The sequence below is a fragment of the Stutzerimonas sp. FeSN7 genome, assembly GCF_030263795.1.
GTDB classification, from domain to species: domain Bacteria; phylum Pseudomonadota; class Gammaproteobacteria; order Pseudomonadales; family Pseudomonadaceae; genus Stutzerimonas; species Stutzerimonas stutzeri.
Genome location: NZ_JARPMN010000001.1, coordinates 3,112,154 through 3,134,471, shown reverse-complemented (window position 1 = coordinate 3,134,471; position 22,318 = coordinate 3,112,154). Strand labels below are relative to the sequence as shown.

The following is a 22,318-nucleotide window of genomic DNA, read 5'->3' as shown; positions in this document are numbered from 1 at the left end:
ATTACTCCGCTTTATGCAGGGGATGGTTGTCGGTTTGCTGAGGTTTGGTGCGCAGCAGCGACAGCACCCAGACGAAGAAGATCGGCACGAAGATCACCCCGAGCATGGTCGCGCTGAGCATCCCGCCCAGCACCCCGGTGCCCAGTGCGCGCTGGCTCGCAGCGCCGGCGCCAGTGGCGATGGCCAGCGGCACCACGCCGAGCATGAACGCCATGGAGGTCATGATGATCGGGCGGAAACGCAGGCGCGCGGCTTCGACAGCGGCATCGCGCAGCGAGTAGCCGTCTTCCCACAGGTCCTTGGCGAACTCGACGATGAGAATGGCGTTCTTCGCCGCCAGGCCGATCACGGTGATCAGGCCGACCTTGAAGTACACGTCGTTGGGCAGGCCGATGGCAGTCACCGCCAGTACCGCGCCGAGTGCGCCGACCGGCACGATCAGCATCACCGTCAGCGGGATCGCCCAGCTCTCGTAGAGCGCCACCAGCAGCAGGAACACCACGGTGATGGCCAGCGCGAACAGCATCGTCGCCTGGCCGCTGGCGACCCGCTCCTGATACGAAAGCCCGGTCCACTCGTAGCCGATACCTTCGGGCAGCTCGGCAGCGATGCGCTCCAGTTCGAGCATCGCCTCGCCAGTGCTCACGCCGGGCGCGGCGTCACCGGCAATGCGGATCGACGGGTAACCGTTGTAACGCGCGACCTGCACCGGGCCTTCCTCCCAGCTCGTGGTGACGAAAGCACTCAGCGGTACCAGGCTGCCGCTGTCGTTGGGCACATGCAGGCGCAGGACGCTTTCCGGCGTCATGCGCTCGGCCTGTTCGGCCTGTACCACCACGCGCTGCTGGCGGCCGGCGTTGGCGAAGTCGTTGATCACCGACGAGCCGAACGCAGTGGACAGCGCGCTGCTGATCGCTTCGAAGCTGACACCCAGCGTGCGGGCCTGCTCACGGTCGATCACCAGGCGCAGCTGCGGCGCCTCGGCCAGACCTTCCATCATGGCGTAGAGGAACTTCGGATTGCCGTTGACCTTGCCCAGCACTTCATCGCGCGCTGCCAACAGGGCATCGCGGCCAAGGCCGGCGCGGTCCTGCAGGCGCAGGGCGAAACCACCCGAGTTGCCCAGGCCTTCGACCGGCGGTGGCGGCACCGCCATGATCGCGCCGTCATCGAGGTTGGCGAAGTGCTGGTTGACCGCAGCCGACTCGGCTTCCGGCGACTGCGAAGAATCTCGCTCGGACCAGTCCTTGAGCAGCGGGAAGGCAATGGCCGCGTTCTCACCCATGCCGGAGAAGCTGAAGCCGAGGACCAGAAAGGACGTCTGCACGGCCTCGCGGGCCATCAGAAACTCTTCCAGCTCCTCACCCGTGGCCGAGGTGCGCTCACGGGTAGCGCCTGGCGGCAACTGGATGTCGACGATCATGTAGCCCTGGTCTTCCACCGGCACGAAGGATTCCGGCAGGCGCAGGTAGAAGAAACCCATCAGCACCACCACGCCCAGGTAGATGAACATCACCCGCCCGGCGCGCGGCACCAGCTTGCCGTTGAGTTTGGTGTAGCGGCCGGTCAGGGCGGTGAACTTGCGGTTGAACCAGCCGAAGAAACCGGTCTTCTCGTGATGGCCCTCGGGGATCGGTTTGAGCAGCGTGGCACACAGCGCCGGGGTGAAGGTCAGCGCAAGAAAGCCCGAGAACAGGATCGACACCGCCAGCGACAGCGAGAACTGCTGGTAGATCACCCCCACCGAGCCGGCCATGAAGGCCAGCGGCAGGAACACCGCCGACAGCACCAGGGTGATACCGATGATCGCCCCGGACACCTGCCCCATCGCCTTGATGGTCGCCGGCACCGGCGCCAGGCCTTCCTCGGCCATGATCCGCTCGACGTTCTCCACCACCACGATGGCGTCGTCCACCAAGATGCCGATGGCCAGCACCATGCCGAACATGGTCATCATGTTCACCGAGAAGCCCAGCAGGTACATGAAGGTCAGGGTACCAAGCAGACACACCGGCACGACGATGGACGGGATCAGGGTGTAGCGCACGTTCTGCAGGAACAGGAACATCACCAGGAACACCAGCACCATGGCCTCGATGAGGGTCATGATGACCTTGTCGATGGCCACGTCGACGAAGCGCGAGGTGTCGTACGGCACGGAGAACTCGACGTTGTCCGGGAAGTTGGCCGACAGCTCGGTCAGACGCTGCTTGACCGCCTCGGCGGTCTGGATCGCGTTGGCACCGGGCGACAGCTGCACGGCGGCGGCAACGGCGGGCTTGCCGTCCTGGCGCGAGCCGAAGTTGTAGTCCTGGCTGCCGACCTCGATGCGTGCCACGTCGCCCAGGGTCAGGCGCGAGCCGTCCTGGTTGGCACGCAGCACGATGGCGGCGAATTCCTGCGGGTTGTCCAGGGTGCCCTTGACCGCCAGGGTCGCCGTCAGCTCCTGCTCGCTGGAACCCGGCGTGCTGCCGAAGGCACCGGCCGGCACCTGCACGTTCTGCGCGCGGATCGCGTTGTTCACGTCATCGATGGACAGGCCGTAGCCGACCAGCTTCTGCGGATCGATCCACACGCGCATGGCCGCCTCGGAGGCGAAGAACTGCAGCTTGCCGACGCCGTTCACGCGACGGATTTCGTTGTTGATGTTGCGCGCGGCGTAATCGGCCAGCGCCGTGACGTTGGCGTCCTTGTCGCCATCGGTGTAGCTCAGCGCATAGATCAGCAGGAAGCCGGCGGTGGCCTGCTCGGTCTGGATGCCGAGGGTCAGCACGGCCTGCGGCATACGTGCCTCGGCCTTCTTCAGACGGTTCTGCACGTCAACCTGGGCCAGTTCGGGGTCGGTCCCTGGCTGGAAGGTGACGGTGATCTCGGCGATGCCGTTGGCGTTGCTGGTGGACTCGAAGTACAGCAGGTTCTTGGCGCCGTTGAGTTCTTCCTCGATGACGCTGGTCACCGAGTCGGTGAGCACCTGCGCCGAAGCGCCGGGATAGGTGGCGGTCACGGTGATCTGCGGCGGCGCCACGTTGGGGTACTGCGCCACCGGCAGGAACGGGATGGCCAGCAGGCCACCCAGCGAGATGAACAGGGCGACTACCCAGGCGAAATTGGGGCGCCGGATGAAAAACAGGGACATGAGAGGTTCTCCGGCTTACTGCGCCTGGGACTGTGGAGCGGCTTCGGCGGCATCTTGCTCGCGGGGGATGACCTTGGCGCCCGGACGGATAGCCGCCAGCGAGCTGGTGATCACCTTGTCGCCGACCTGCAGGCCCTCGCTGATCTGCCAGCGCGAGCCCTGCATGGCACCGGTGGTGACCTGGCGCGCCTCGACGGTATCGCCCTGCCCCAGCAGCATCACGCTGGCCTGACCGTCAGCCGAACGCTGCACGGCACGTTGCGGCACCAGGATGGCGTTCTGGTTGAGCCCCTGCGGCGTGCGCACACGCACGTACATACCCGGCAGCAACACGCCCTCGGGGTTGTCGAACTGCCCTCGCAGGGCGATTTGCCCGGTGCTGCGATCCACCGAGATATCAGTGAACAGCAGCGTGCCCTTGCTCTCGATATCGGTACCATCGACGCGCAGCGACAACGGCTGGTCGCTAGCGCCGGCAACCTTGCCCTCGGCGATGGCCGCGCGCAGGCGCAGGGCGTCGGCAGCCGGCTGGGTGAAGTCGGCGTACACCGGATCAAGTTGCTGGATACGCGCTAGCAGAGTCGCCTCACCCTGGCCTACCAGCGCCCCTTCGGTGACCTGGGCTCGGCCGATGCGTCCGGCAATGGGTGCGCGAACCTCGGCATAGCCCAGGTCCAGGCGGGCGGTTTCGACATTGGCCTGGGCCGATCGCTTGTCGGCCTGGGCACTCTGCAGAGCGGCCTTGGCGTTGTCGAAATCCTGCTGGCTGACGGCGTTGATCTTCACCAGCGGCTCGTATCGGCGAACCATCGCCTGGGCCTGGAACAACTGCGCCTCGGCGCGGGCCAGTTCACCCTGCGCCCGCGACAGGGCCGCTTTGAACGGCGCAGGGTCGATCTGGAACAGCACGTCGCCGGCCTTCACGTCGGCCCCTTCCTCAAAGGTGCGCTTGAGCACGATCCCCGCCACCCGCGCGCGCACCTCGGCGACACGCACCGGCTCGATGCGTCCTGGTAGCTCGGCAACCACGGTGAAGGGCTCGGTCTGCACGCTGAGCACATCGACTTCACGCGCCGGCGCCTCCTCCCCTTGCTCTTCGGGCTTGTCGCAGCCAACCAGGGTCACGGCGACCAAACAGGAGATCACGGAAAAAGTGATCCACTCGCGAAATTTGTTCATATCTCACCCAAGCACGAAGCCAGTACGTAGTCGAAGCCGCGCATGATCCACACTAAAATCAAATGAGTCAATATTGACTCATTTGATTTTAGTGTGAACAAAGCTAGTATCCTCTTTGAGAAAAATGAGTGTTCTAGGCAAAATACCCGCATCTGCCTGCGATAGATAAAGAGTGACCGATGGATTTAACTGCTGCCGATGAGAAATTGCTGAAGGCCCTGGCGATCGCCATCGTTGACCACCCGCGAGCCACGTTCAAAGAAATAGCCCAGGCAGCGGGAGTCAGCAAGGCGACGCTAAACAGGTTTTGCGGCACCCGCGACAACCTGATCGAGATGCTTCTGGATCATGGTTCGGTGGTTATTTATCGGGTCATTGCCGATGCCGATCTTGAGTCGGCGCCCTTGGACGCATTGCATCGCCTGATCGAAGGCCATTTGACTCACAGGGAGTTGTTGGTTTTCCTCTCATTTCAGTGGCGCCCGGACACGTTTGATTTAGATGCAGGCGGCTGCCGATGGCTGCCTTACTCAGAAACGCTGGACGAGTTCTTTCTACGCGGGCAAAAACTGGGCGTATTCCGTATCGATATCGGTGCCCCGGCGCTTACCGAAATCTTCTCCTCCTTGATCTTCGGCCTGGTAGACGCCGAGCGCCGCGGCCGTATCGCACGCGCAGGTATGGCGGCGTTGATCGAGCAATTCTTCCTGAACGGCGCTTGCAACTACCAAACTTAACGGAAAGCAACGCTCAGTTTTTTTCCAATGGGTTGGCAGTGTCCGTTTTTGGCCGGTCGTGAGCGACCACAATAGGTTGGAATAGGCATACTCTTTTACCGGCAATCCCGCTCAGTTCGAGACAGGCCATTAGCTGCTGACGTGGTTAAAGCTGAAGTTTTACCTATTCCAGCTCAGTAGAGCTAATGGGCGCTACCTTTAGACAGTAAGTTAAGAACAGCAACGCCGCCAACAATCATTGCCATGCCGATGAACGCCCAAATATCTAGTTTCTGCCCATAAAATACCCAGGCGACAGCTGTCACCAATACAATTCCGAGCCCTGCCCAAACTGCATATGCAATGCCCATGGGAATAGTCTTTAAGGCTAGGGATAAAAAGTAAAAAGCGAGGCCGTAACCTAAAACAACTAATATTGACGGAAGTGGTTTTGTGAATCCTTCGCTTGCTTTTAAAGCAGATGTGGCTACTACTTCACCAAATATTGCAACAGCCAAAAACAGCCAATTATTCATTTGCCTTCTCCGTATGTAGGTGTATGAAGATTTTAATTTTTTTATTCAAAAAAATGCAGTCTTGCGATAAAGAATTTACTGTGAGCAAAGTTGTGTAGGCGCTGAGCATGCAAAACTGCGCATTGATTCTTGCGGTAATGTGTGCGCATCGTTCAATGCGATATAGCGCGAGGGTTCGGGCCGCAAGAAACTTCCGGAAGGTGATCTGACCACAGTAGGCAGGCGCGATTTCGAGCGATAGAACGCTAAAAAAGGGGCATGAACGACTGTCTGCTTCTGGCCGATTCTGTTGAAAAAGTAGGTTTAGCGGCAGCAAGGCGGTCGGATGTACCTGCTGTCGAAGTGGCTGCAAGCCACTTCAAGTTACCTTTCGGCGTTTCACTGAGCGTCCTTGCTCAGGTTTGAGGGTTAATTCGAGGGTTTCTGCTCGCCACAGGCGTACCTATCCCGTGAGCGGTGGCCCTTGAGGCAAAAGCTTGGCCATGCGGCGCAGGTTCTGCACCATCGCAGCCATGGTGAATTCGTCAGTGGCGCCTGTCAGGCCACGCAGTCGTAAACGGTCGAGTTTCATGATCCGTTTAAGATGGGCGAAAAGCATCTCCACCTTCTTCCGTTCGCAACGTGAGACGAGGTATTCCGGTGTCTTGGCGATGCGTCGAGCCACATCGCGGGCAGCCTCATGGATGCTGCGAACGATCTTCCGATTCGGTGTGTTGGGGCAGCATTTCGCTTTCAACGGACAGGTGACGCAGTCGGTTTGGCTGGAGCGGTAGATGATGGTGTTGGCCTTGGTTACCCGCGATCTTTTCTGGGTGAAGGCGCGCCATTCACTGCGTAGCGGTTTGCCGGTTGGGCAGCGATATTCATTGGCTTCCTGATTCCAGTGGAAGTCGTTACTGGAGAGACTGTCGTCCTTGCGCTCAGTCTTGTCCCACACCGGCACATGCGGCTCGATGTCCTTCTCTTCGACCATCCAGGCCAGCATCGGGGCAGTGCCATAGGCGGTGTCGCCGATGAGGCGTTCCGGTGTGAGGTCGAACTGCGCTTCGACACGCTCGACCATCGTCCTGGTCGAGTCGACTTCGGTGGTACGGTGCGCCGGGGTCGCTTCCACATCCATGATCACACCGTGCTCAGTGTCGATCAGGTAATTTGTGGAGTAGGCAAAGAAGGCCGGGCCGCCTGGTGCTGCTGTCCAACGGGACTGAGGATCGGTGAGCGAAATCTTCTTGGGAAGAGCCTCAGCCAACGCATCTTCATCAAGTGCTTCGAGGTACTCGCGCACGGCGCGGCTGCTGAGCTTTGGATCGCTCCAATCGACTTCATCTCCCACCACCCCACGTTGCCGGCTGGCATCCGCCTTGATGATGCTGGCGTCGACGGCGAAACCTTCGCCCTTGACTAGGCCGGCTGCCATGCAGCGCCGCAGCACTTCATTGAACAACCAGCGGAACAGATCGCTGTCACGGAAACGGCCATGGCGATTCTTCGAGAAGGTCGAGTGATTAGGTACTTCGTCTTCCAGACCCAGCCGGCAGAACCAGCGATAGGCCAGGTTCAGGTGCACCTCTTCGCACAATCGCCGCTCGGAACGAATGCCATAGCAGTAGCCGACGACCAGCATGCGCACCATCAATTCCGGGTCAATCGAGGGACGCCCGATGGGGCTATAGAAATCCGCCAGATAGGCGCGCAGATCACTGAGATCCAGGCACTGGTCGATGCTGCGCAGGAGATGTTGGGCCGGGACGTGATCTTCGAGATTGAACGAGTAGAACAGGCGCTGCTGTCCTCCCGGTAACTGTCCCATCATGCTGTTCGCCTCCACGCCCGCTGACAAAGCAATTTTGCCAACGGCATGGGGAGGTCGCTACTTTTTCAACAGAATCGGCCGGTTTCGGCCCGTCGCCACCGGCAGCTATGGATTGAATCCGGCCCGTCGTGACTGGCAACAGCCGAACCATCGTGGACCACTGAGAGCTAGATGAGTGGACGCTTCGAATCGTCACCGCCAATCAGCTACTGCCGTTTTGATGTAATCAAAGGGGAGACTTCTTCTTTCTATGCAGAGACTTTTCGGACTGCGTGGTGGTGGCCGTCCACCACGCTCCCGGCGACCATCCAGCCGGCAAGCAGGGCGATGTGTTCGCGGTCGAGATCAGGGTAGCGCATGTCCTGCCTTGGCCTGAACGACGACCCGGTGTTCCAGTACAAAGAGCCTTTTTCGTTCCAGGTCGCGACCGATGATCAGGCTGAGACGGACCACTTGTGAGCGCGATCATTAATAATGGGGCCAGGTGAGCGCGTATGGCTGGCACAGGGACGAGTGGGTGTTTCGTGGTAGATCTCCCTACATATCCTGACGGCTGCAATACCCAGCCCTGATCGAGCGGCAGCAACGCGTTCGTTCGAGGCCATTGATGGCATGACGAAGATCGACTTTGCCGCGATCGAGGCTGCGCTGAAGGCTTAATCTCCAACGTCTGAATCCAGCCCCAATGACTGAGCCTGCCTGACACCACATGTGATTCTGAGGCTGCTGCGGCCTCTCCGCGTGACTCGCAGAGTTCCGTGCTGTGATCCTCCCCTGTTGCGACTCGGTCAAGCTAAATGCAATCGTTGGTCAGGAGCTTCTATAAAACGCAGGCATAATCTTGTTATGATATAGCTGGCGTCAAACTCGGCAGATGATACTGACTTATAGATTTACTTAAGAGTGTATGTCGTATATTAAATACGTGACCTCAATGTTGTGCTTTGCTTCGAATTGTTTATGCGTCCGATTTTGGTAGTGTCTAACTATCTCAATCCTTCGCAAGTGGTGCGGGATGTTGCAAGGTGGGCGAGGTTTTTATAGTAAACTGGGCTTGTAAATATTTAATTGGAAGCTAGTGTTTATGATGATGGGCGAACAGGTATCTCAGATTAATAAAGCTGCGGAACTTCGTCGTAAAAAGCTGCGCGGCAATGTGGGCAAGGCTGTTGTAGATTATGCAATGATCGAAGATGGCGACAAAGTTATGGCCTGCGTAAGTGGTGGCAAAGATTCATTCGTTATGCTTGACGCTTTGCTGCACTTGCAGAGAGTTGCGCAAATAAAATTCAGTGTTGTGGCGGTTAATCTTGATCAGAAGCAACCTGGCTTTCCGGAGCATATATTGCCTGAGTTTTTCGAGGCTAAAGGGATTGATTATTATATAATTGACAAGGATACTTATTCCGTTGTCAAGAGTAAGATCCCAGAAGGTAAGACTACCTGTTCTCTTTGCTCTAGACTCAGAAGGGGCACGCTTTATAGTTTTGCTGAGGAAATTGGGGCTACTAAATTGGCACTCGGTCATCATATGGATGACATGGTTGAAACTTTGTTTCTGAACATGTTTTTCCAAGCGCAATTGAAAGGGATGCCTCCTAAGCTTCTTAGCGATGACAAGAGGAATATAGTCATCCGGCCACTCGCCTACTGTCGCGAGAAAGATATAGCAAAGGTCGCTGCCGATAGCGCATATCCAATCATTCCGTGTAATCTCTGCGGATCGCAAGAGAATTTGCAGAGGAAAAAAATCAAGTCGATGATTGCGGAGTGGGATTCGGTAAATCCTGGCTGCGTAGAAAACATCTTTCACAGCTTACAAAGCGTAAGTCCTTCCCAGTTAGCTGATCGCAGCCTCTTCGATTTTATAGATCTATCCATTGATAGGTCGGATGCCCGACCGCCCTACGAATTCGAAGCAGCCGAGGTTTCATCATCCAGTGTTGAAGGCCGAATTGATGTCGTTCGGATTTTGTAAAGGTTCAAGGTGATTTTTCGGGAGGTATGAGGGTTTTCAGAGCTCAGGAAGACGCAAAATTTACTTTTTCGCCTTTTTCTGTAAAGCCAGCTTTCTATTTAATTCATTTAAAATCAATAGGTTGCGCTTATGCTGGTGCTGTCCAGTTATGTTTTCTTAAGCTATAAGGCAAAGACAGCTACACCATGCTCGACGTGCTGCTCTATCTGCAGAAGGTCGCGCCGATCAGGTTCGAAGTGGTCGCGGTGAACATGGACCAGAAGCAGCCGGGGTTCCCCGAGCACGTCCTGCCTGAGTACCTGAAGTCCATCGGCGTCGAGTACCACATCATCGAGAAGGACACCTACTCGGTGGTGAAGGAGAAGATCCCGGAAGGCAAGACCACCTGTTCGCTGTGTTCACGTCTGCGGCGCGGCACGCTGTACACCTTCGCCGACGAGATCGGTGCGACCAAGATGGCGCTCGGGCACCATCGCGACGACATCCTGGAAACCTTCTTCCTCAACATGTTCTACGGCGGCACGCTGAAAGCCATGCCGCCCAAGCTGCTCTCCGACGATGGACGCAACGTGGTGATCCGGCCCCTTGCCTACTGCAGCGAGGCAGACATCGAGGCGTATTCGAAGATGAAGGAGTTCCCCATCATCCCGTGCAACCTCTGCGGCTCGCAGGAAAACCTGCAGCGCCAGGTGGTCAAGGAAATGCTGCAGGAGTGGGAACGCAAGTCGCCGGGACGCACCGAAATCATGTTCCGCGCGCTGCAGAATGTGGTGCCTTCGCAACTGGCCGATCGCAATCTCTTCGACTTCAAGAGCCTGCGCATCGACGACAGCGCCACGCCGCGCTTCGTCGATGTGATGAGCCTGTAGGTCGCGCTAGCGGTTTCCGCAGGGCGGGCTTGTTCAGCCCGCCGTCGTCATTCATCGCATCGCCTCGGTGGGCTGAACCCACCCAGCGAGCTTTTTCGCCATGCGGGTTGAAAGCCGCACGCCTGGCGGAGTATGGTTCGGTCATCTTCTGGAGATCAGCATGTCCCTGAACCCTGTAGCCCTCAACGTTGTCGATGCCGGTGCCATTCGCACCGTGGTCGTTCGTGGGCAGCAGGTTGCCGCCGCTGGTTATTACTTTGGGTATTGGTTTAGCCACAGGCGCGCCTGATACCCCACAGGCGCCCTAGCAAGCAGGGTCGCCACCAGAGCAGTTTTCGAACCCCCGGTCGGCCACCCGACCGGGGGTTTTGTTTTTTCGGCCATCCGATGGCCATAACGCTACGAGGAACACGCCATGACCACCTACCGCACCGATCGTTACTACCGCTACGACTGGCGATTTAGCCGCTTCGACGTCAAACAGCCCTCACGCGACCGAACACCCGACTAGCGCCGCCGCGGACCACCCGCGCCGGCAGAAGGAACCGCCAGATCATGAATGCATCCGCCACCGTACTTGCCAAACAACCCGCCGCCACCGCCGAAGCCAGCGTCGCTCGCCGCAGCGCGCAGCCGCTGCCAAGCCCCGCCGTATTGCGTCAGCGTCTGCCCTTGAGCGACGCCCTTGCCGCACGCATCCGCAACGACCGCGACGCCATCCGCGCTGTACTCGACGGCCACGATCCGCGCCTGTTGGTCGTCGTCGGGCCCTGTTCCCTGCACGATCCCGTCGCCGCGTTGGAATACGCCGAGCGCCTGGCCGCGCTAGTGCACGAAGTCAGCGACCAGCTGCTGCTGGTGATGCGCACCTATGTGGAAAAACCGCGCACTACCATTGGCTGGAAAGGGCTGGTCTACGATCCGCATCTGGACGGCAGCGGTAACATGGCCGACGGGCTGCACCTGTCGCGGCGGCTGATGCTGGATATTCTCGAAACCGGTCTGCCCATCGCCAGCGAACTGCTGCAGCCGCTGGCTGCCGGGTACTTCGACGATCTGCTTGGCTGGGCCGCGATCGGTGCACGCACCAGCGAATCGCAGATCCATCGCGAGCTGGTCAGCGGGCTGGACCTGCCGGTGGGCTTCAAGAACGGTACCGATGGCAGCCTCGGCATCGCCTGCGACGCGATGCGTTCGGCCGAGCACCCGCACCAGCACTTCGGCATCGACGAGCTCGGCCATCCGGCCCTGCTGCAGACACACGGCAATCCGGATACGCATCTGGTGCTGCGTGGTGGGCACGGCGCACCCAACTACGATGCCGCCAGCGTCGCCGCCGCATGTGCCGCCCTCGCGCAGCAGGGTATCGCACCGCGAATCATGGTGGATTGCAGCCACGCCAACAGCGGCAAGAACCCGCTGCGCCAGCCGGCAGTGCTGGAGTCGGTCATCACCCAGCGCCTGGCCGGCGATGCGAGCTTGCGCGGCGTGATGCTCGAAAGTCACCTGTTCGATGGTTGCCAGCCGCTCTCCGGCGAGTTGCGCTATGGCGTATCGATCACCGACGGCTGCCTGGGCTGGAGCGGCACCGAGCAGCTGCTGCGCGAGGCAGCCGAGCGATTGCGCGGTTGAGGCATCCGGGGCGGGTGAGGGTGGGCAGGCCGTGGCGTAGCGGTCGCCATCCACGCCTGCGGGCGGTCGGAGTGCCGGCTTGCAGGCAATCGCCAACCTCGGCACCCTTTGCCGTCGCTTGATCAACCGAAAGGCCCATCCATGCACGACTACAAATGGCTGCACGAATACTGCCTCAATCGCTTCGGTTCCGCGGCGGCGCTGGAAGCGCGGTTGCCGCAGCCGCGCAGCACCGATGAGCTGCGAGCCGTCCCGGACGATCGCTACCTGTCGCTGATCAGCCTGCGCATCTTCCGCGCCGGGCTCAAGCACAGTCTGGTGGACGCCAAGTGGCCGGCCTTCGAGCAGGCCTTCTTCGGTTTCGATCCGGAAAAGGTGGTGCTGATGGGCGGCGAACACATCGAGCGGCTGATGCAGGACGCCCGGTTGATCCGTCATCTGGGCAAGCTCAAAAGCGTACCGCGCAATGCCCAGTTCGTGCTGGACGTGGCCAAGGAGCGGGGCAGCTTCGGCAATCTGCTGGCGGACTGGCCGAGCAGCGACATCGTCGGCCTGTGGCGCTATCTCGCCAGGCACGGCAGCCAGCTCGGCGGCCTGTCGGCGCCGCGTCTGTTGCGCATGGCCGGCAAGGACACCTTCGTGCCCAGCGACGACGTGGTGGCGGCGCTCAAGGCACAGGAAATCGTCGACAAGGTGCCCAGCAGCCAGCGCGATCAGGCTGCGGTTCAGGCGGCCTTCAATCAATGGCAGGCCGAAAGTGGCCGCCCGCTGTGTCAGCTCTCGGCGATGCTGGCGTTCACTGTGAATCACTGAGAACGCTGCGACGGTTTGGCACAGCGCTGCGCGAATAGGCGCGGTGTAGAGTTCAAACATGACCATCGTCAAAGACAAACGTGCGCAGATCGTATGGGTGCTTCTGGCCTGCATCCTGCTCAATGTCTTTGTCTGCAGCCTGAACCATGCCAGCCATGTGGGTTTCGAGCTGGCCATGGGGCAGGACGCCTTCTGTTTCACCGATGGCACGTCATCCGGCGGCAAGATGCCCGCTGCAGGTGCCCATGACGCCCCCGAACAGGCTTTCGACTGCCCGCTGTGCAGTTCGCTGTTCCTCGCCGTCGTCGTGCTGCTGGCCCTGGGCTGGCTGGGCCGGCGGGCGAGGGGGCCGCTCGCGCGCCCGCGCGATGATCTGCGCGGCCCGCGCCAGCAATGGCCGGCGCTGAATCCGCAGGCTCCCTGAAGCTTTCCTGACTGACGTACCGCCGCCGCTGTTGCGCCAGTGCTGCAGTCGGCCGGCCAACTGTCGGAACCCTCCGACGGCACGCTCGCTTCAGGGGATTTCAGCATGACCATGATGGAACGCTTCACCCGCGCCGAGAGCCGCGTCAGCTATCGGCTGCCTTTCCCGGACTACCCCAGCAACGCGCGCAGCTTCGTGCATCTGGATGCCAAGCTGCTGCCGTACTGGCACGCGCTGTTCGACGTCTGCCCGCGTCTGCTCAGGCTCGACCCACCGGACGGCCTGCAGATCTTCCGCCAGTTCATGACCTGGGCGTATGGCTGCCAGCTCGCCCTCGACTGGACCTTCCACCTCGGCGTGTGCCGCTGGCTGCTCGCTTCGGACTATCGCGAGCTGATCGAGGCGCAGGACATCGAGGCGATGATGCTCGCCGCCGCGGCGCGCTGGGTAGCCAGCGACGACAGCCCGGCCATCGGTATCGTGCTGGCCTGGCAGGCTGGCGACGAGCCGGTCTTCGACTGGAAGCCGCGGGTTCGCCAGGCCGCGCGGTTGACAGCACAGGCCGAGGAACTGCCGCCGACGCGCTGGGACTTCGCCTGGAGTCCGCTCGCCGCCAGCGGCGGTAATGGCTTTCGCCGCTGGCTGCGTGTGCCATGACCGCGACCGGATGCCGCATCCCCAGGTTTTCTGCTGCCTTTGCATGGGGCCTGCCGGTCGCGCCGCTACGTTCTGCAAGCGACGCCGCGCGGCGATCACGGCCGGCTCGGCGGGGTGGGGCAGGCTGTCGCAGTTGTCGCCAGATCCGGCGCTTCCGACACTGCGCTCGCCCTGAACCCGAGCAGTGCTTCCACGGGTGGGTTTGGGGCGCGGCGATTGAGTCCGGGCCGCGTGTCCGGGTCCCGGCCCTCACCCCAAGGGGGCCTTCAATCGCAACTGGCGGTGATGGCAGCAGGCGTTGCGGCAGGTTTCTGCCGGGCGTCGGGCGAGCCGGGAGGTAAGCATGTTCAAGTCATCGCTCAAGCGAGACATCGTGCTGGTGTTGCTGGTCAAGGTCGCGATCCTCACAAGCATAAAAACCATCTGGTTCGATGCTCCCAGCATTCCCGAGAACGGTTCGGCGAGGGTCGCCGAGCATTTGCTTGATAAGCGGGATACCAATCCCGAGGGAGGGCCGAGATGATCTCGGAAAGCGTTGTCGATCTGTCCCGTCTGCAATTCGCCATGACGGCGATGTACCACTTTCTCTTCGTGCCGCTGACCCTGGGGCTCGCGTTCCTGCTGGCCATCATGGAGTCGGTCTACGTGATGACCGGCAAGCAGGTCTACAAGGACATGACCCAGTTCTGGGGCAAGCTGTTCGGCATCAACTTTGCCCTGGGCGTCACCACCGGGCTGACCATGGAGTTCCAGTTCGGCACCAACTGGGCCTATTACAGCCACTACGTCGGCGACATCTTCGGTGCACCGCTGGCCATCGAGGGGCTGATGGCGTTCTTTCTGGAATCGACCTTCATCGGCCTGTTCTTCTTCGGCTGGGATCGCCTCTCCAGGGTGCAGCACCTGGCGGTGACCTGGCTGGTGGCGCTGGGCTCGAACCTCTCGGCACTGTGGATTCTCATTGCCAACGGCTGGATGCAGAACCCGGTGGGTTCGGAGTTCAACTTCGAGACCATGCGCATGGAACTGGTGGACTTCGGCGCGCTGCTGTTCAACCCGGTGGCGCAGGTCAAGTTCGTGCACACGGTGTCGGCCGGCTATGTCACCGGGGCGATCTTCGTGCTGGCGATCTCGTCGTTCTACCTGTTGAAGAAGCGCGACCTGGGCTTTGCCCGCCGTTCGTTCGCCATTGCCGCGGTGTTCGGCCTGGCTTCGACGATCTCCGTGATCATTCTCGGTGACGAATCCGGTTACGAGATCGGTGACGTGCAGAAGGTGAAGCTGGCGGCCATCGAGGCCGAGTGGGAGACCCACCCGGCGCCGGCCGGCTTCACCCTGTTCGGCCTGCCGAATCAGGACGAGCAGCGCACCGACTACGCGGTGAAGATCCCTTACGTGCTGGGGCTGATCGCCACCCGCTCGGTGGATGAGGAGGTAAGGGGCATCAAGGACCTGATCGCCGAACACGAGCTGCGCATCCGCAACGGCATGCTCGCCTACGAGCGCCTGCAGGTCCTGCGCAGTGGCGACAAGTCGGCCGCGGCGATTGCCGCCTTCAACGAGGTCAAGCAGGACCTGGGCTACGGCTTGCTGTTGAAGAAGTACACCGCCGATGTGGTGGACGCCAGTGACGAGCAGATCCACCGAGCCGCGCTGGACACCATCCCTGATGTGTTCAGCCTGTTCTGGACCTTCCGCGTGATGGTCGCCGCCGGTTTCCTGATGCTGGTGCTGTTCGCCCTGGCCAGCTGGGCTTCGATCAAGCGCAATGCCGAGCGCAAGCCCTGGCTGCTCAGGTTTGCGCTGTTCAGCCTGCCGCTGCCTTGGATCGCCGCGCAGACCGGCTGGTACGTCGCCGAGCATGGCCGCCAGCCCTGGTCCATCGCCGAGGTGCTGCCGACCCATCTGTCCACCTCGACGCTGGCCGCCGGCGATATCTGGGGGTCGCTGATCGCGCTGGTAGCCTTCTACAGCTTGCTGCTGGTGGTGGAGATGTTCCTGATGATCCGCTTCGCCCGCCTGGGGCCGAGCAGCCTGCACACCGGTCGTTATCACTTCGAGCTGCAGGCCGCCGGCCAGGCGCAGAAGTTGCGCGATGCGGTCGCCGTGCCTGCCGCCAAGGGTGTTCCCATCGAACCGTCCGCCGTGTGAGGGAAAGAAAATGTTCGACTACGAGGTTCTCAAGCTGGTCTGGTGGGTGCTGATCGGTGTGCTGCTGATCGGCTTCGCCCTGACCGATGGCTTCGACATGGGCGCCATGGCACTGATGCCCTTCGTCGGCCAGACCGACAACGAGCGGCGCGTCGCGATCAACACCATCGCGCCGCATTGGGATGGCAACCAGGTGTGGTTCATCACCGCGGGCGGCGCGCTGTTCGCTGCCTGGCCGATGGTCTATGCGGTGGCCTTCTCGGGGCTGTACTGGGCGATGCTGCTGGTGCTGTTCGCGCTGTTCTGCCGGCCGGTGGGCTTCGACTACCGCAGCAAGGTCGAGGACCCGCGTTGGCGCAACGCCTGGGACTGGGCGCTGTTCGTTGGTGGGGCGGTGCCGGCGTTGGTGTTCGGCGTTGCCTTCGGCAACCTGTTTCTCGGTCTGCCGTTCCAGCTCGACGAATTGATGCGCTCGACCTATCACGGCTCGTTCTTCGCGCTGCTCAACCCGTTCGCGTTGCTCTGCGGCGTCGTCAGCCTGAGCATGCTCAGCGCCCATGGCGGCGCCTGGCTGATGCTGCGCACCGACGGCGCGCTGGCCGAACGCTCGCGGCAGGCAACACGGCTGTGTGCGCTGGTATTCCTGCTCGGTTTCGCCGCCGCCGGCGCCTGGCTGGTGTTGGGGGTTGAGGGCTTCAGCCAGCTCTCTGTCAGCGATCCGGGCGCGGCACTCAATCCGCTGCTGGACAAGCAGGTAGCGCAGGACAACGCCGGCTGGCTGGCCAACTATGGCCGCTATCCGGTCACTCTGATCGCGCCGGCTGCGGGCATCCTCGGGGCGTTGCTGGCGCTGCTCGGTTCCGGTCGCAACAGCGGTGGAGTGAGCTTTCTCGGCACCAGTCTGATGATCGTCGGCGCCATCTGCACTGCTGGCTTCGCGCTGTTCCCCTTCGTCTTTCCGTCGAGCCTGGACCCGGCCTCGAGCCTGACCATCTGGGATGCGGTTTCGAGCCACAAGACCCTGGGCATCATGTTCGTCGTCGCCTGCCTCTTCGTGCCGCTGATCCTCTGCTACACGCTGTGGAGCTACGTGCGCATGTGGGGCCGGCTCACCCAGAAAACCATCGAAGCCAACCCTCACGGGCTCTACTGATCGAGCGGGTGGGCTTCCGTGCTCGCCCGCCAAGGAGACGACTATGTGGTACTTCACCTGGATACTCGGCGTGCTGCTGGCCTGCAGCTTCGGCATCATCAATGCGCTGTGGCTGGAAGCCACCCAGGATCTGGACGCCGAGCCGTGAGCGGCATGGCGCACCGGCTGCTGTACCGGACCCCCGCGCGGCTTCTCTCGCTGCTGCTGGCGTCACCGCTGGCGCTGGTGCTGCTGATCCATCCGGCGGCGATGCTCGACGGGCAAGGCGGCTACAGCCACCCCCAGCTGATGCTGGTGATGTGGGGGATTTCCGCAGGTTTCGTGCACGGCGTCGGCTTCGTTCCGCAGTGGTGGGGCTGGCGCTGGCTGCTCGGGCCACTGCCGGCCTGGCTGTTCTGCGCGCTGGGCTATGCCGTGCTGGCGCACGCGAGGCTGGGCTGAGCGGGCTCGGGTGCTCGGGCAGACAGATGCCCTGGTTCGTGGTCTGATGGTGACAACCCCGCGGCGTGGCCGCGGGCCAGTCATCGAACCGGGCTCGCCGTCATCATGGACATCGACAAGGCCGCTCAGGCGCTAACCGGCGCCGAGCGCATTCTGATTATCACCGGGGCAGGGCTGTCGGCCGATTCCGGGCTGCCCACCTATCGTGGCCTCGGCGGACTCTATAACGGCGAAACCGAAGACGGCCTGCCGATCGAGGTGGCGCTATCCGGGCCGACGCTGCGGCGTGATCCGGCGTTGTGCTGGAAGTACCTGGCCGAAATCGGCCGGGCCTGCCTGCAGGCCGAACCCAATATCGGCCACTTCGCCATCGCCGAGCTGCAGCGGCGCAAGCCGGGGGCCTGGGTGCTCACGCAGAACATCGATGGCTTCCACCGCCGAGCCGGTAGTCCGCCCGATCGCTTGATCGAGATTCACGGTCAGCTAGCGCCGCTGTCGTGCCTGGGCTGCGGCAAGGTCGACCGACGTCCACTGCCTTCGCTGCTGGATCAGCCATTGCCGCCGCGCTGCCTGATTTGCAGCGGGGTGCTGCGTCCCGCCGTGGTGCTGTTCGAGGAGATGCTGCCGGAATCGGCCCTCACTGCGTTGAAGCAACAGGTGCAGGTCGGCTTCGACGCCGTGCTGGTGGTTGGAACCACTGCAAGCTTCGGCTACATCCTCGAGCCGGTATGGCGGGTGCGTCAGGCCGGCGGCTCCGTCGTCGAGGTGAATCTGCAACCCACCGAGATCAGCCCGCTGGCGGACGTGCTTCTGCAGGGAAGGGCCGCAGACGTTTTGTCGCAGTTAATCCGTCACATTTCGTCTGATTGAATTTGATCATCGAAGCGATAGAGGGCATAGTCGCGGGCACTTTGAAATCACCGACACGGCTGTGCCCATGCGCCAACGCTTCGCACCCCTCGTGCCTCTTGCACTTATCGCCCTGCTGACGGCTTGTGCCGGACAGCCCGTACAGACCGAGCAGCAGATCACATCGCCTCGGCTGTCGCACAATCACCCCCTGGCCGGATTCGATTTCGCCTCGTTCGAAAAGAGTGAGGATGAGTCGCTGGCCGAGCTTACCGACGAGCAGGATTACCAGCTGCCGCAGCTGGCCGACAGTATCCTCGAGCGCGGCTTTACCCTGGTCGGTACCCCGTATCGCTACGGTGGCAGCTCGGTGAAGAGCGGTTTCGATTGCAGCGGCTTCGTTGGCTTTCTGTTCCGCAAGGAGGCCGGTCTCGACCTGCCGCGTTCTACCCGCGAACTGATCAATCTCGACGCGCCTGTGGTCAAGCGCACCGAGCTGGAGCCTGGTGACGTGGTGTTCTTCAATAATCGTGGTCGTGGCCGCGTGAGCCATGCCGGCATCTATATCGGTGATGACCAGTTCATCCACGCCTCCAGCAGCCGCAGCGGTGGCGTTCGGGTCGACAGCCTGGATGACAAGTACTGGCGTGCCAGCTACATGGAAGCCAAGCGCGTCCTGGCACTGGCCACCGATCTGGAGCCGCACACGGCTCAACGCTGAGTTGACGACTTGTGGGGGTTGCGTCTGGCCCCACATGCCGGCAGAGTGATGGCTCATTTGCCTGGACCGCTCTGCGATGCATTACCTGGCCCGTCTCACGCTTGTCGTTCTCTTCGCGCTGCTGGCCGCCTGTGCCGGCCAGCCATCGGCACCGCCAGTCGTTCAGGAACCCACTACTTCTCACCCCGTACCCGGTGTTGCCGAGGATGTACTGTTCAGCGCGCTCGGCCTGGTCGGTACGCCCTATCGCTGGGGTGGCAATACGCCTGACAGCGGATTCGATTGCAGCGGCCTGATTGGCTACGTCTACCGTGGCGCTGCTGGCATCAGCCTGCCTCGCACCACCCGGGAAATGAGTGATTTGCGCGGCCCTGCCGTACGTCGCCATGCACTACAGCCAGGTGATCTGGTGTTCTTCGCTACCAGCGGTGGCCGTCGTGTCAGCCATGCAGGCATCTACGTTGGCGAGGATCGCTTCGTCCATGCACCGTCTTCCGGCGGCACGGTACGTTTGGACAGCCTGACCGCCAGCTATTGGCAGAAGAACTACCTGGGCGCCAAGCGAGTACTCGACCACGAGCGCTTGGCCAGCAATCCCTAGGCTGGGCCCTGCTGCAGTCTGCCAACGGCCTCCTTTCACTCGCAAAACATTCTGAAATAGTCTCCGTTTGACATGCGGTGATTTCGCTCGCCTCGGTGTTTGGCTACCATGCGCTGCCCAATTTTCCCTCCGTGTGCAGCCCGCTGTGCACAAGTCCCTTTCCTTAGTTCCCCATTAGGTGAGTTATGCCTGTATTGCTGACGTACGTGCTGATCGCACTGGCGGTGGCGGCACTGCTTGGTGTCGTGCTCGAAGAAATAACCCATGTAAACAAGGCCAAGGTCACGCTGTTCTTCGGCACCCTGGCCTGGCTGCTGCTGTTCATCTTCGCCCCGGCGGGCGAGGCGCGGGAAACGGTGCTGGAGAGCCTCAACGAGAACATCGCGGAAATCGCGGGATTGTGGATATTCCTGGTGGCGGCGATGACCTTCGTCGCCTATCTGAACAAGAAGGGCATGATCGAGAACCTGATCTATCTCGTATTGCCGCGAAAAATCAGCGAGCGTGCGCTGCTTTTTCTCACTGCAACCTTCTGCTTCGTGTTCTCGTCGCTGGCCGACAACATCACCGCAACGTTGGTCTCAATTACGCTGATCCTCTCGCTTCAGCTGGATCGCGCAAAGACCATCAAGTTCGCTACCTTGGTGGTCTTCTCGGTCAACTCCGGGGGCGTGGCGCTGATCACCGGCGACGTCACCACACTGATGATTTTCCTGGCCGGCAAGGTGGCGATTCTCCAGTTGCTGGTGCTTGCCCTGCCTGCCTTCGTCGCCGTGATGGTGCTTGCCGCCATGTTGTCGATCGGTATGAAAGGCGAGGTCATGGTGCAGGGCCAGCGCAACGAGGTGCGCGGCGTGGATGTGGCCATCGCGCTGATCTTCCTCTGCACCATTCTGAGCACCATCATCGGCAACTTCCTGTTCCAGATTCCGCCTGTGCTGACCTTCCTCGCCGGGTTGTCGGTGATGTTCCTGGTGGCGCGCTTCTTCAGTGATGACAACGATTCCGACCCGATCCTCGAGTACGTGCGCCAGGTGGAGTTCGAGACGCTGTTCTTCTTCCTCGGCATCCTGCTGCTGGTGGGCATGCTCAAGGAAATCCGCGTGCTCGACGGGCTGGTGCACATTTATGACCAGGTGCCGGCGGTGATGGCCAACTACCTGATGGGGGTGATGTCGGCGGCGATCGACAACGTGCCGCTGACCGCCGCGTTGCTCAAGTCCGGGCTGGAAATGGGCGTGGCTGAATGGATGGTGCTGACCTATGCGGTCGGCGTTGGCGGTTCGCTGCTGGTGATCGGCTCGGCGTCTGGCATCGTCGCCATGAGCAAGGTGCCGGGGCTGACCTTCGGCAGCTATCTGCGGCACATGCTCTACCTGTTTATTGCCTTCAATATCGGCTTCGCCGGCGTTTATCTGATCGGCCTGTCGATGAGTTGATCGGCCGGCTGCGCGAGCGCGGGATTACCAGCTCAGGTTGAAGTGCGAGCCCAGCACGAAGCGACCGTCCTGAAGATCCCAGCGCTCGACGCAGACCTTCTTCTGCTCGCCGGGATGCAACTTCAAGCGGTTGAACGAGTTGGGTGACGTGCCGCGTAGACGTGTAGATAACGTAGTGCCGGCCTGCACCATCCAGATCTCGCGCTGCAGACCGGCGTACTGCTTGGACAGCGGAAGCACGTAAGGAAGATGGATGTGCCCGCCCATGACCAGGTCCAGGCCATGTTCGGCCCAGCGCTGCAGCGCGGGTTCGGCGCCGTGCTGCAGGTTGCTCAGGTCGCTCGGTACCATCGCGCCGAATGGCTGGTGGGCCACCACGATGCGAATCTTGCGCGGGTCGCTTTCCCTCAGACGTCGAGCCACGTCCTCGACTTGTCGCGCCGTCACCACGCCGTCCTTGTGCCGGCGCGGATGGGTGGTGTTGAGCCCGATCACCAGCGTATTTTCGTTCTCGAATACCGGTTCCAGCTCATCGCCGAAGTGGTGTCGGTAATTGCCGTACGGCGTGAAAAGACGCGCGAAGACGTTATACAACGGGATGTCGTGATTACCCGGGATCACCAGCGTGTCGCTCACCCCGTCAGCCTCCACGCGGCGCACGAAGGCGGCTGCACTGGCGAACTGCTCGCGGCGCGCGCGCTGGGTGATGTCGCCGGAAAACACCAGCAGATCGGCCTGGTGTTCGCGGACATGGTCCTCCAGGGCTTGGACCACGGAAGGCTGTTCGGTACCGAAATGGGTGTCGGAAATCTGCACGATGCTGGTCATGGGCGTCGGTTATGGTCCTGGCTGATCGGGGCATTGTTGCATTCGAAGCCTTTCGGCGTCCGCCGTTCCAAGCGGTGAGATGCAAGCGGAAATTGCAGGGCGCTGCGACAACCCTGCGGTTGCTTCACGTCCAGCCTTGGACTAACCTCCGCGTCGCCTCAGGTGCCCCCTGCAAAAGGGGGTGAAACAGGGAAGCCGGTCCATTCTCACGAAGATTCCGGCGCTGCCCCCGCAACGGTAGGCGAGTCGAGAAACCGCAACGGCCACTGTGCATGACGCATGGGAAGGCGCGGTTTCGGGATGCCGCAAGGCATACGCTCGCAAGCCCGGAGACCGGCCTGTCGCATTTCACTGACAGTGCGGCGGGCGCTGGGCGGGTGCG

Annotated in this window: 21 protein-coding genes, 2 pseudogenes and 1 riboswitch; of the genes and pseudogenes, 18 read left to right on the top strand and 5 right to left on the bottom strand. The window is 61.3% G+C overall.

The window, feature by feature from the left end; genetic code table 11:
• Window position 1: 1 nt before the first annotated feature.
• Window positions 2–3,136, bottom strand: a complete 3,135-nt coding sequence (locus tag P5703_RS14820; RefSeq protein WP_027591160.1) for a multidrug efflux RND transporter permease subunit TMexD2 — start codon at window positions 3,134–3,136, stop codon at window positions 2–4.
• Window positions 3,137–3,151: 15 nt separating this feature from the next.
• A complete protein-coding gene (gene tmexC / locus P5703_RS14815; RefSeq protein WP_037009368.1) occupies window positions 3,152–4,315 on the bottom strand; it encodes a multidrug efflux RND transporter periplasmic adaptor subunit TMexC in 1,164 nt (387 codons plus the stop codon).
• Window positions 4,316–4,494: 179 nt separating this feature from the next.
• Between tmexC and P5703_RS14810 the strand changes: the two genes are divergently transcribed.
• Entirely contained in the window at window positions 4,495–5,052 is a 558-nt protein-coding gene (locus P5703_RS14810; RefSeq protein ID WP_003152690.1) for a TetR/AcrR family transcriptional regulator, read from the top strand.
• Window positions 5,053–5,234: 182 nt separating this feature from the next.
• On the opposite strand, the gene P5703_RS14805 is transcribed toward P5703_RS14810, so the two are convergent.
• Together P5703_RS14805 and P5703_RS14800 are read right to left on the bottom strand one after the other, a co-directional pair.
• Complete coding sequence (locus P5703_RS14805; RefSeq protein ID WP_081798309.1) at window positions 5,235–5,567, bottom strand: Qac family quaternary ammonium compound efflux SMR transporter; 333 nt, start codon at window positions 5,565–5,567, stop codon at window positions 5,235–5,237.
• A 442-nt stretch (window positions 5,568–6,009) separates the two neighbouring features.
• On the bottom strand, window positions 6,010–7,380 hold the full coding sequence (locus P5703_RS14800) for an IS1182 family transposase (protein ID WP_014818820.1): 1,371 nt from the start codon (window positions 7,378–7,380) through the stop codon (window positions 6,010–6,012).
• Window positions 7,381–7,551: 171 nt separating this feature from the next.
• Here P5703_RS14800 and P5703_RS14795 point away from each other — a divergent pair.
• The 17 genes and pseudogenes from P5703_RS14795 to nhaD all read left to right on the top strand — a co-directional run bounded on the left by P5703_RS14795 (window position 7,552) and on the right by nhaD (window position 21,108).
• A pseudogene (locus tag P5703_RS14795) lies at window positions 7,552–8,040 on the top strand (VOC family protein).
• A 430-nt stretch (window positions 8,041–8,470) separates the two neighbouring features.
• The gene (gene ttcA, locus P5703_RS14790) at window positions 8,471–9,358 is read left to right on the top strand and encodes a tRNA 2-thiocytidine(32) synthetase TtcA (protein WP_419185016.1); all 888 of its coding nucleotides are present in this window, start codon (window positions 8,471–8,473) and stop codon (window positions 9,356–9,358) included.
• Window positions 9,359–9,525: 167 nt separating this feature from the next.
• A pseudogene (gene ttcA / locus P5703_RS14785) lies at window positions 9,526–10,227 on the top strand (tRNA 2-thiocytidine(32) synthetase TtcA); the annotation flags it as partial.
• A gap of 160 nt (window positions 10,228–10,387) precedes the next feature.
• The gene (locus P5703_RS14780; RefSeq protein ID WP_017244708.1) at window positions 10,388–10,516 is read left to right on the top strand and encodes a hypothetical protein; all 129 of its coding nucleotides are present in this window, start codon (window positions 10,388–10,390) and stop codon (window positions 10,514–10,516) included.
• A 266-nt stretch (window positions 10,517–10,782) separates the two neighbouring features.
• A complete protein-coding gene (locus tag P5703_RS14775; RefSeq protein ID WP_014596122.1) occupies window positions 10,783–11,859 on the top strand; it encodes a 3-deoxy-7-phosphoheptulonate synthase in 1,077 nt (358 codons plus the stop codon).
• A 141-nt stretch (window positions 11,860–12,000) separates the two neighbouring features.
• Window positions 12,001–12,672: a DNA-3-methyladenine glycosylase I gene (locus tag P5703_RS14770; protein WP_014596123.1), complete on the top strand. Its 672-nt coding sequence runs from the start codon at window positions 12,001–12,003 to the stop codon at window positions 12,670–12,672.
• A gap of 58 nt (window positions 12,673–12,730) precedes the next feature.
• A complete protein-coding gene (locus P5703_RS14765) occupies window positions 12,731–13,096 on the top strand; it encodes a DUF2946 domain-containing protein (protein WP_014596124.1) in 366 nt (121 codons plus the stop codon).
• Window positions 13,097–13,201: 105 nt separating this feature from the next.
• Window positions 13,202–13,753, top strand: coding sequence for a putative natural product biosynthesis protein (locus tag P5703_RS14760; RefSeq protein WP_014596125.1), 552 nt, complete (start codon window positions 13,202–13,204; stop codon window positions 13,751–13,753).
• 343 nt (window positions 13,754–14,096) lie between these two features.
• The gene (cydP, locus tag P5703_RS14755) at window positions 14,097–14,276 is read left to right on the top strand and encodes a cytochrome oxidase putative small subunit CydP (protein ID WP_013982177.1); all 180 of its coding nucleotides are present in this window, start codon (window positions 14,097–14,099) and stop codon (window positions 14,274–14,276) included.
• Window positions 14,273–15,904, top strand: a complete 1,632-nt coding sequence (locus P5703_RS14750) for a cytochrome ubiquinol oxidase subunit I (RefSeq protein WP_014596126.1) — start codon at window positions 14,273–14,275, stop codon at window positions 15,902–15,904. Before cydP ends, P5703_RS14750 begins: the two co-directional genes overlap by 4 nt.
• Window positions 15,905–15,914: 10 nt before the next feature.
• Window positions 15,915–17,057, top strand: coding sequence for a cytochrome d ubiquinol oxidase subunit II (cydB, locus tag P5703_RS14745; RefSeq protein ID WP_014596127.1), 1,143 nt, complete (start codon window positions 15,915–15,917; stop codon window positions 17,055–17,057).
• Window positions 17,058–17,100: 43 nt separating this feature from the next.
• Window positions 17,101–17,205, top strand: coding sequence for a cytochrome bd-I oxidase subunit CydX (cydX, locus tag P5703_RS14740; RefSeq protein WP_003292563.1), 105 nt, complete (start codon window positions 17,101–17,103; stop codon window positions 17,203–17,205).
• On the top strand, window positions 17,202–17,498 hold the full coding sequence (locus tag P5703_RS14735; RefSeq protein ID WP_013982180.1) for a cyd operon YbgE family protein: 297 nt from the start codon (window positions 17,202–17,204) through the stop codon (window positions 17,496–17,498). Before cydX ends, P5703_RS14735 begins: the two co-directional genes overlap by 4 nt.
• A gap of 105 nt (window positions 17,499–17,603) precedes the next feature.
• On the top strand, window positions 17,604–18,368 hold the full coding sequence (locus tag P5703_RS14730) for an NAD-dependent deacylase (protein ID WP_102821405.1): 765 nt from the start codon (window positions 17,604–17,606) through the stop codon (window positions 18,366–18,368).
• A gap of 67 nt (window positions 18,369–18,435) precedes the next feature.
• Window positions 18,436–19,068 (top strand): C40 family peptidase, encoded by a 633-nt coding sequence (locus tag P5703_RS14725; protein ID WP_279641271.1) that lies wholly within the window; start codon window positions 18,436–18,438, stop codon window positions 19,066–19,068.
• A 76-nt stretch (window positions 19,069–19,144) separates the two neighbouring features.
• Window positions 19,145–19,669, top strand: coding sequence for a C40 family peptidase (locus P5703_RS14720; RefSeq protein WP_058064126.1), 525 nt, complete (start codon window positions 19,145–19,147; stop codon window positions 19,667–19,669).
• A 185-nt stretch (window positions 19,670–19,854) separates the two neighbouring features.
• The gene (gene nhaD, locus P5703_RS14715) at window positions 19,855–21,108 is read left to right on the top strand and encodes a sodium:proton antiporter NhaD (RefSeq protein ID WP_285587650.1); all 1,254 of its coding nucleotides are present in this window, start codon (window positions 19,855–19,857) and stop codon (window positions 21,106–21,108) included.
• 24 nt (window positions 21,109–21,132) lie between these two features.
• Here the strand turns inward: nhaD and P5703_RS14710 are convergent, their stop codons facing one another.
• Window positions 21,133–21,936, bottom strand: coding sequence for a metallophosphoesterase family protein (locus P5703_RS14710; RefSeq protein ID WP_058064128.1), 804 nt, complete (start codon window positions 21,934–21,936; stop codon window positions 21,133–21,135).
• A gap of 143 nt (window positions 21,937–22,079) precedes the next feature.
• Window positions 22,080–22,292: riboswitch (cobalamin riboswitch) on the top strand.
• Window positions 22,293–22,318 lie beyond the last annotated feature (26 nt).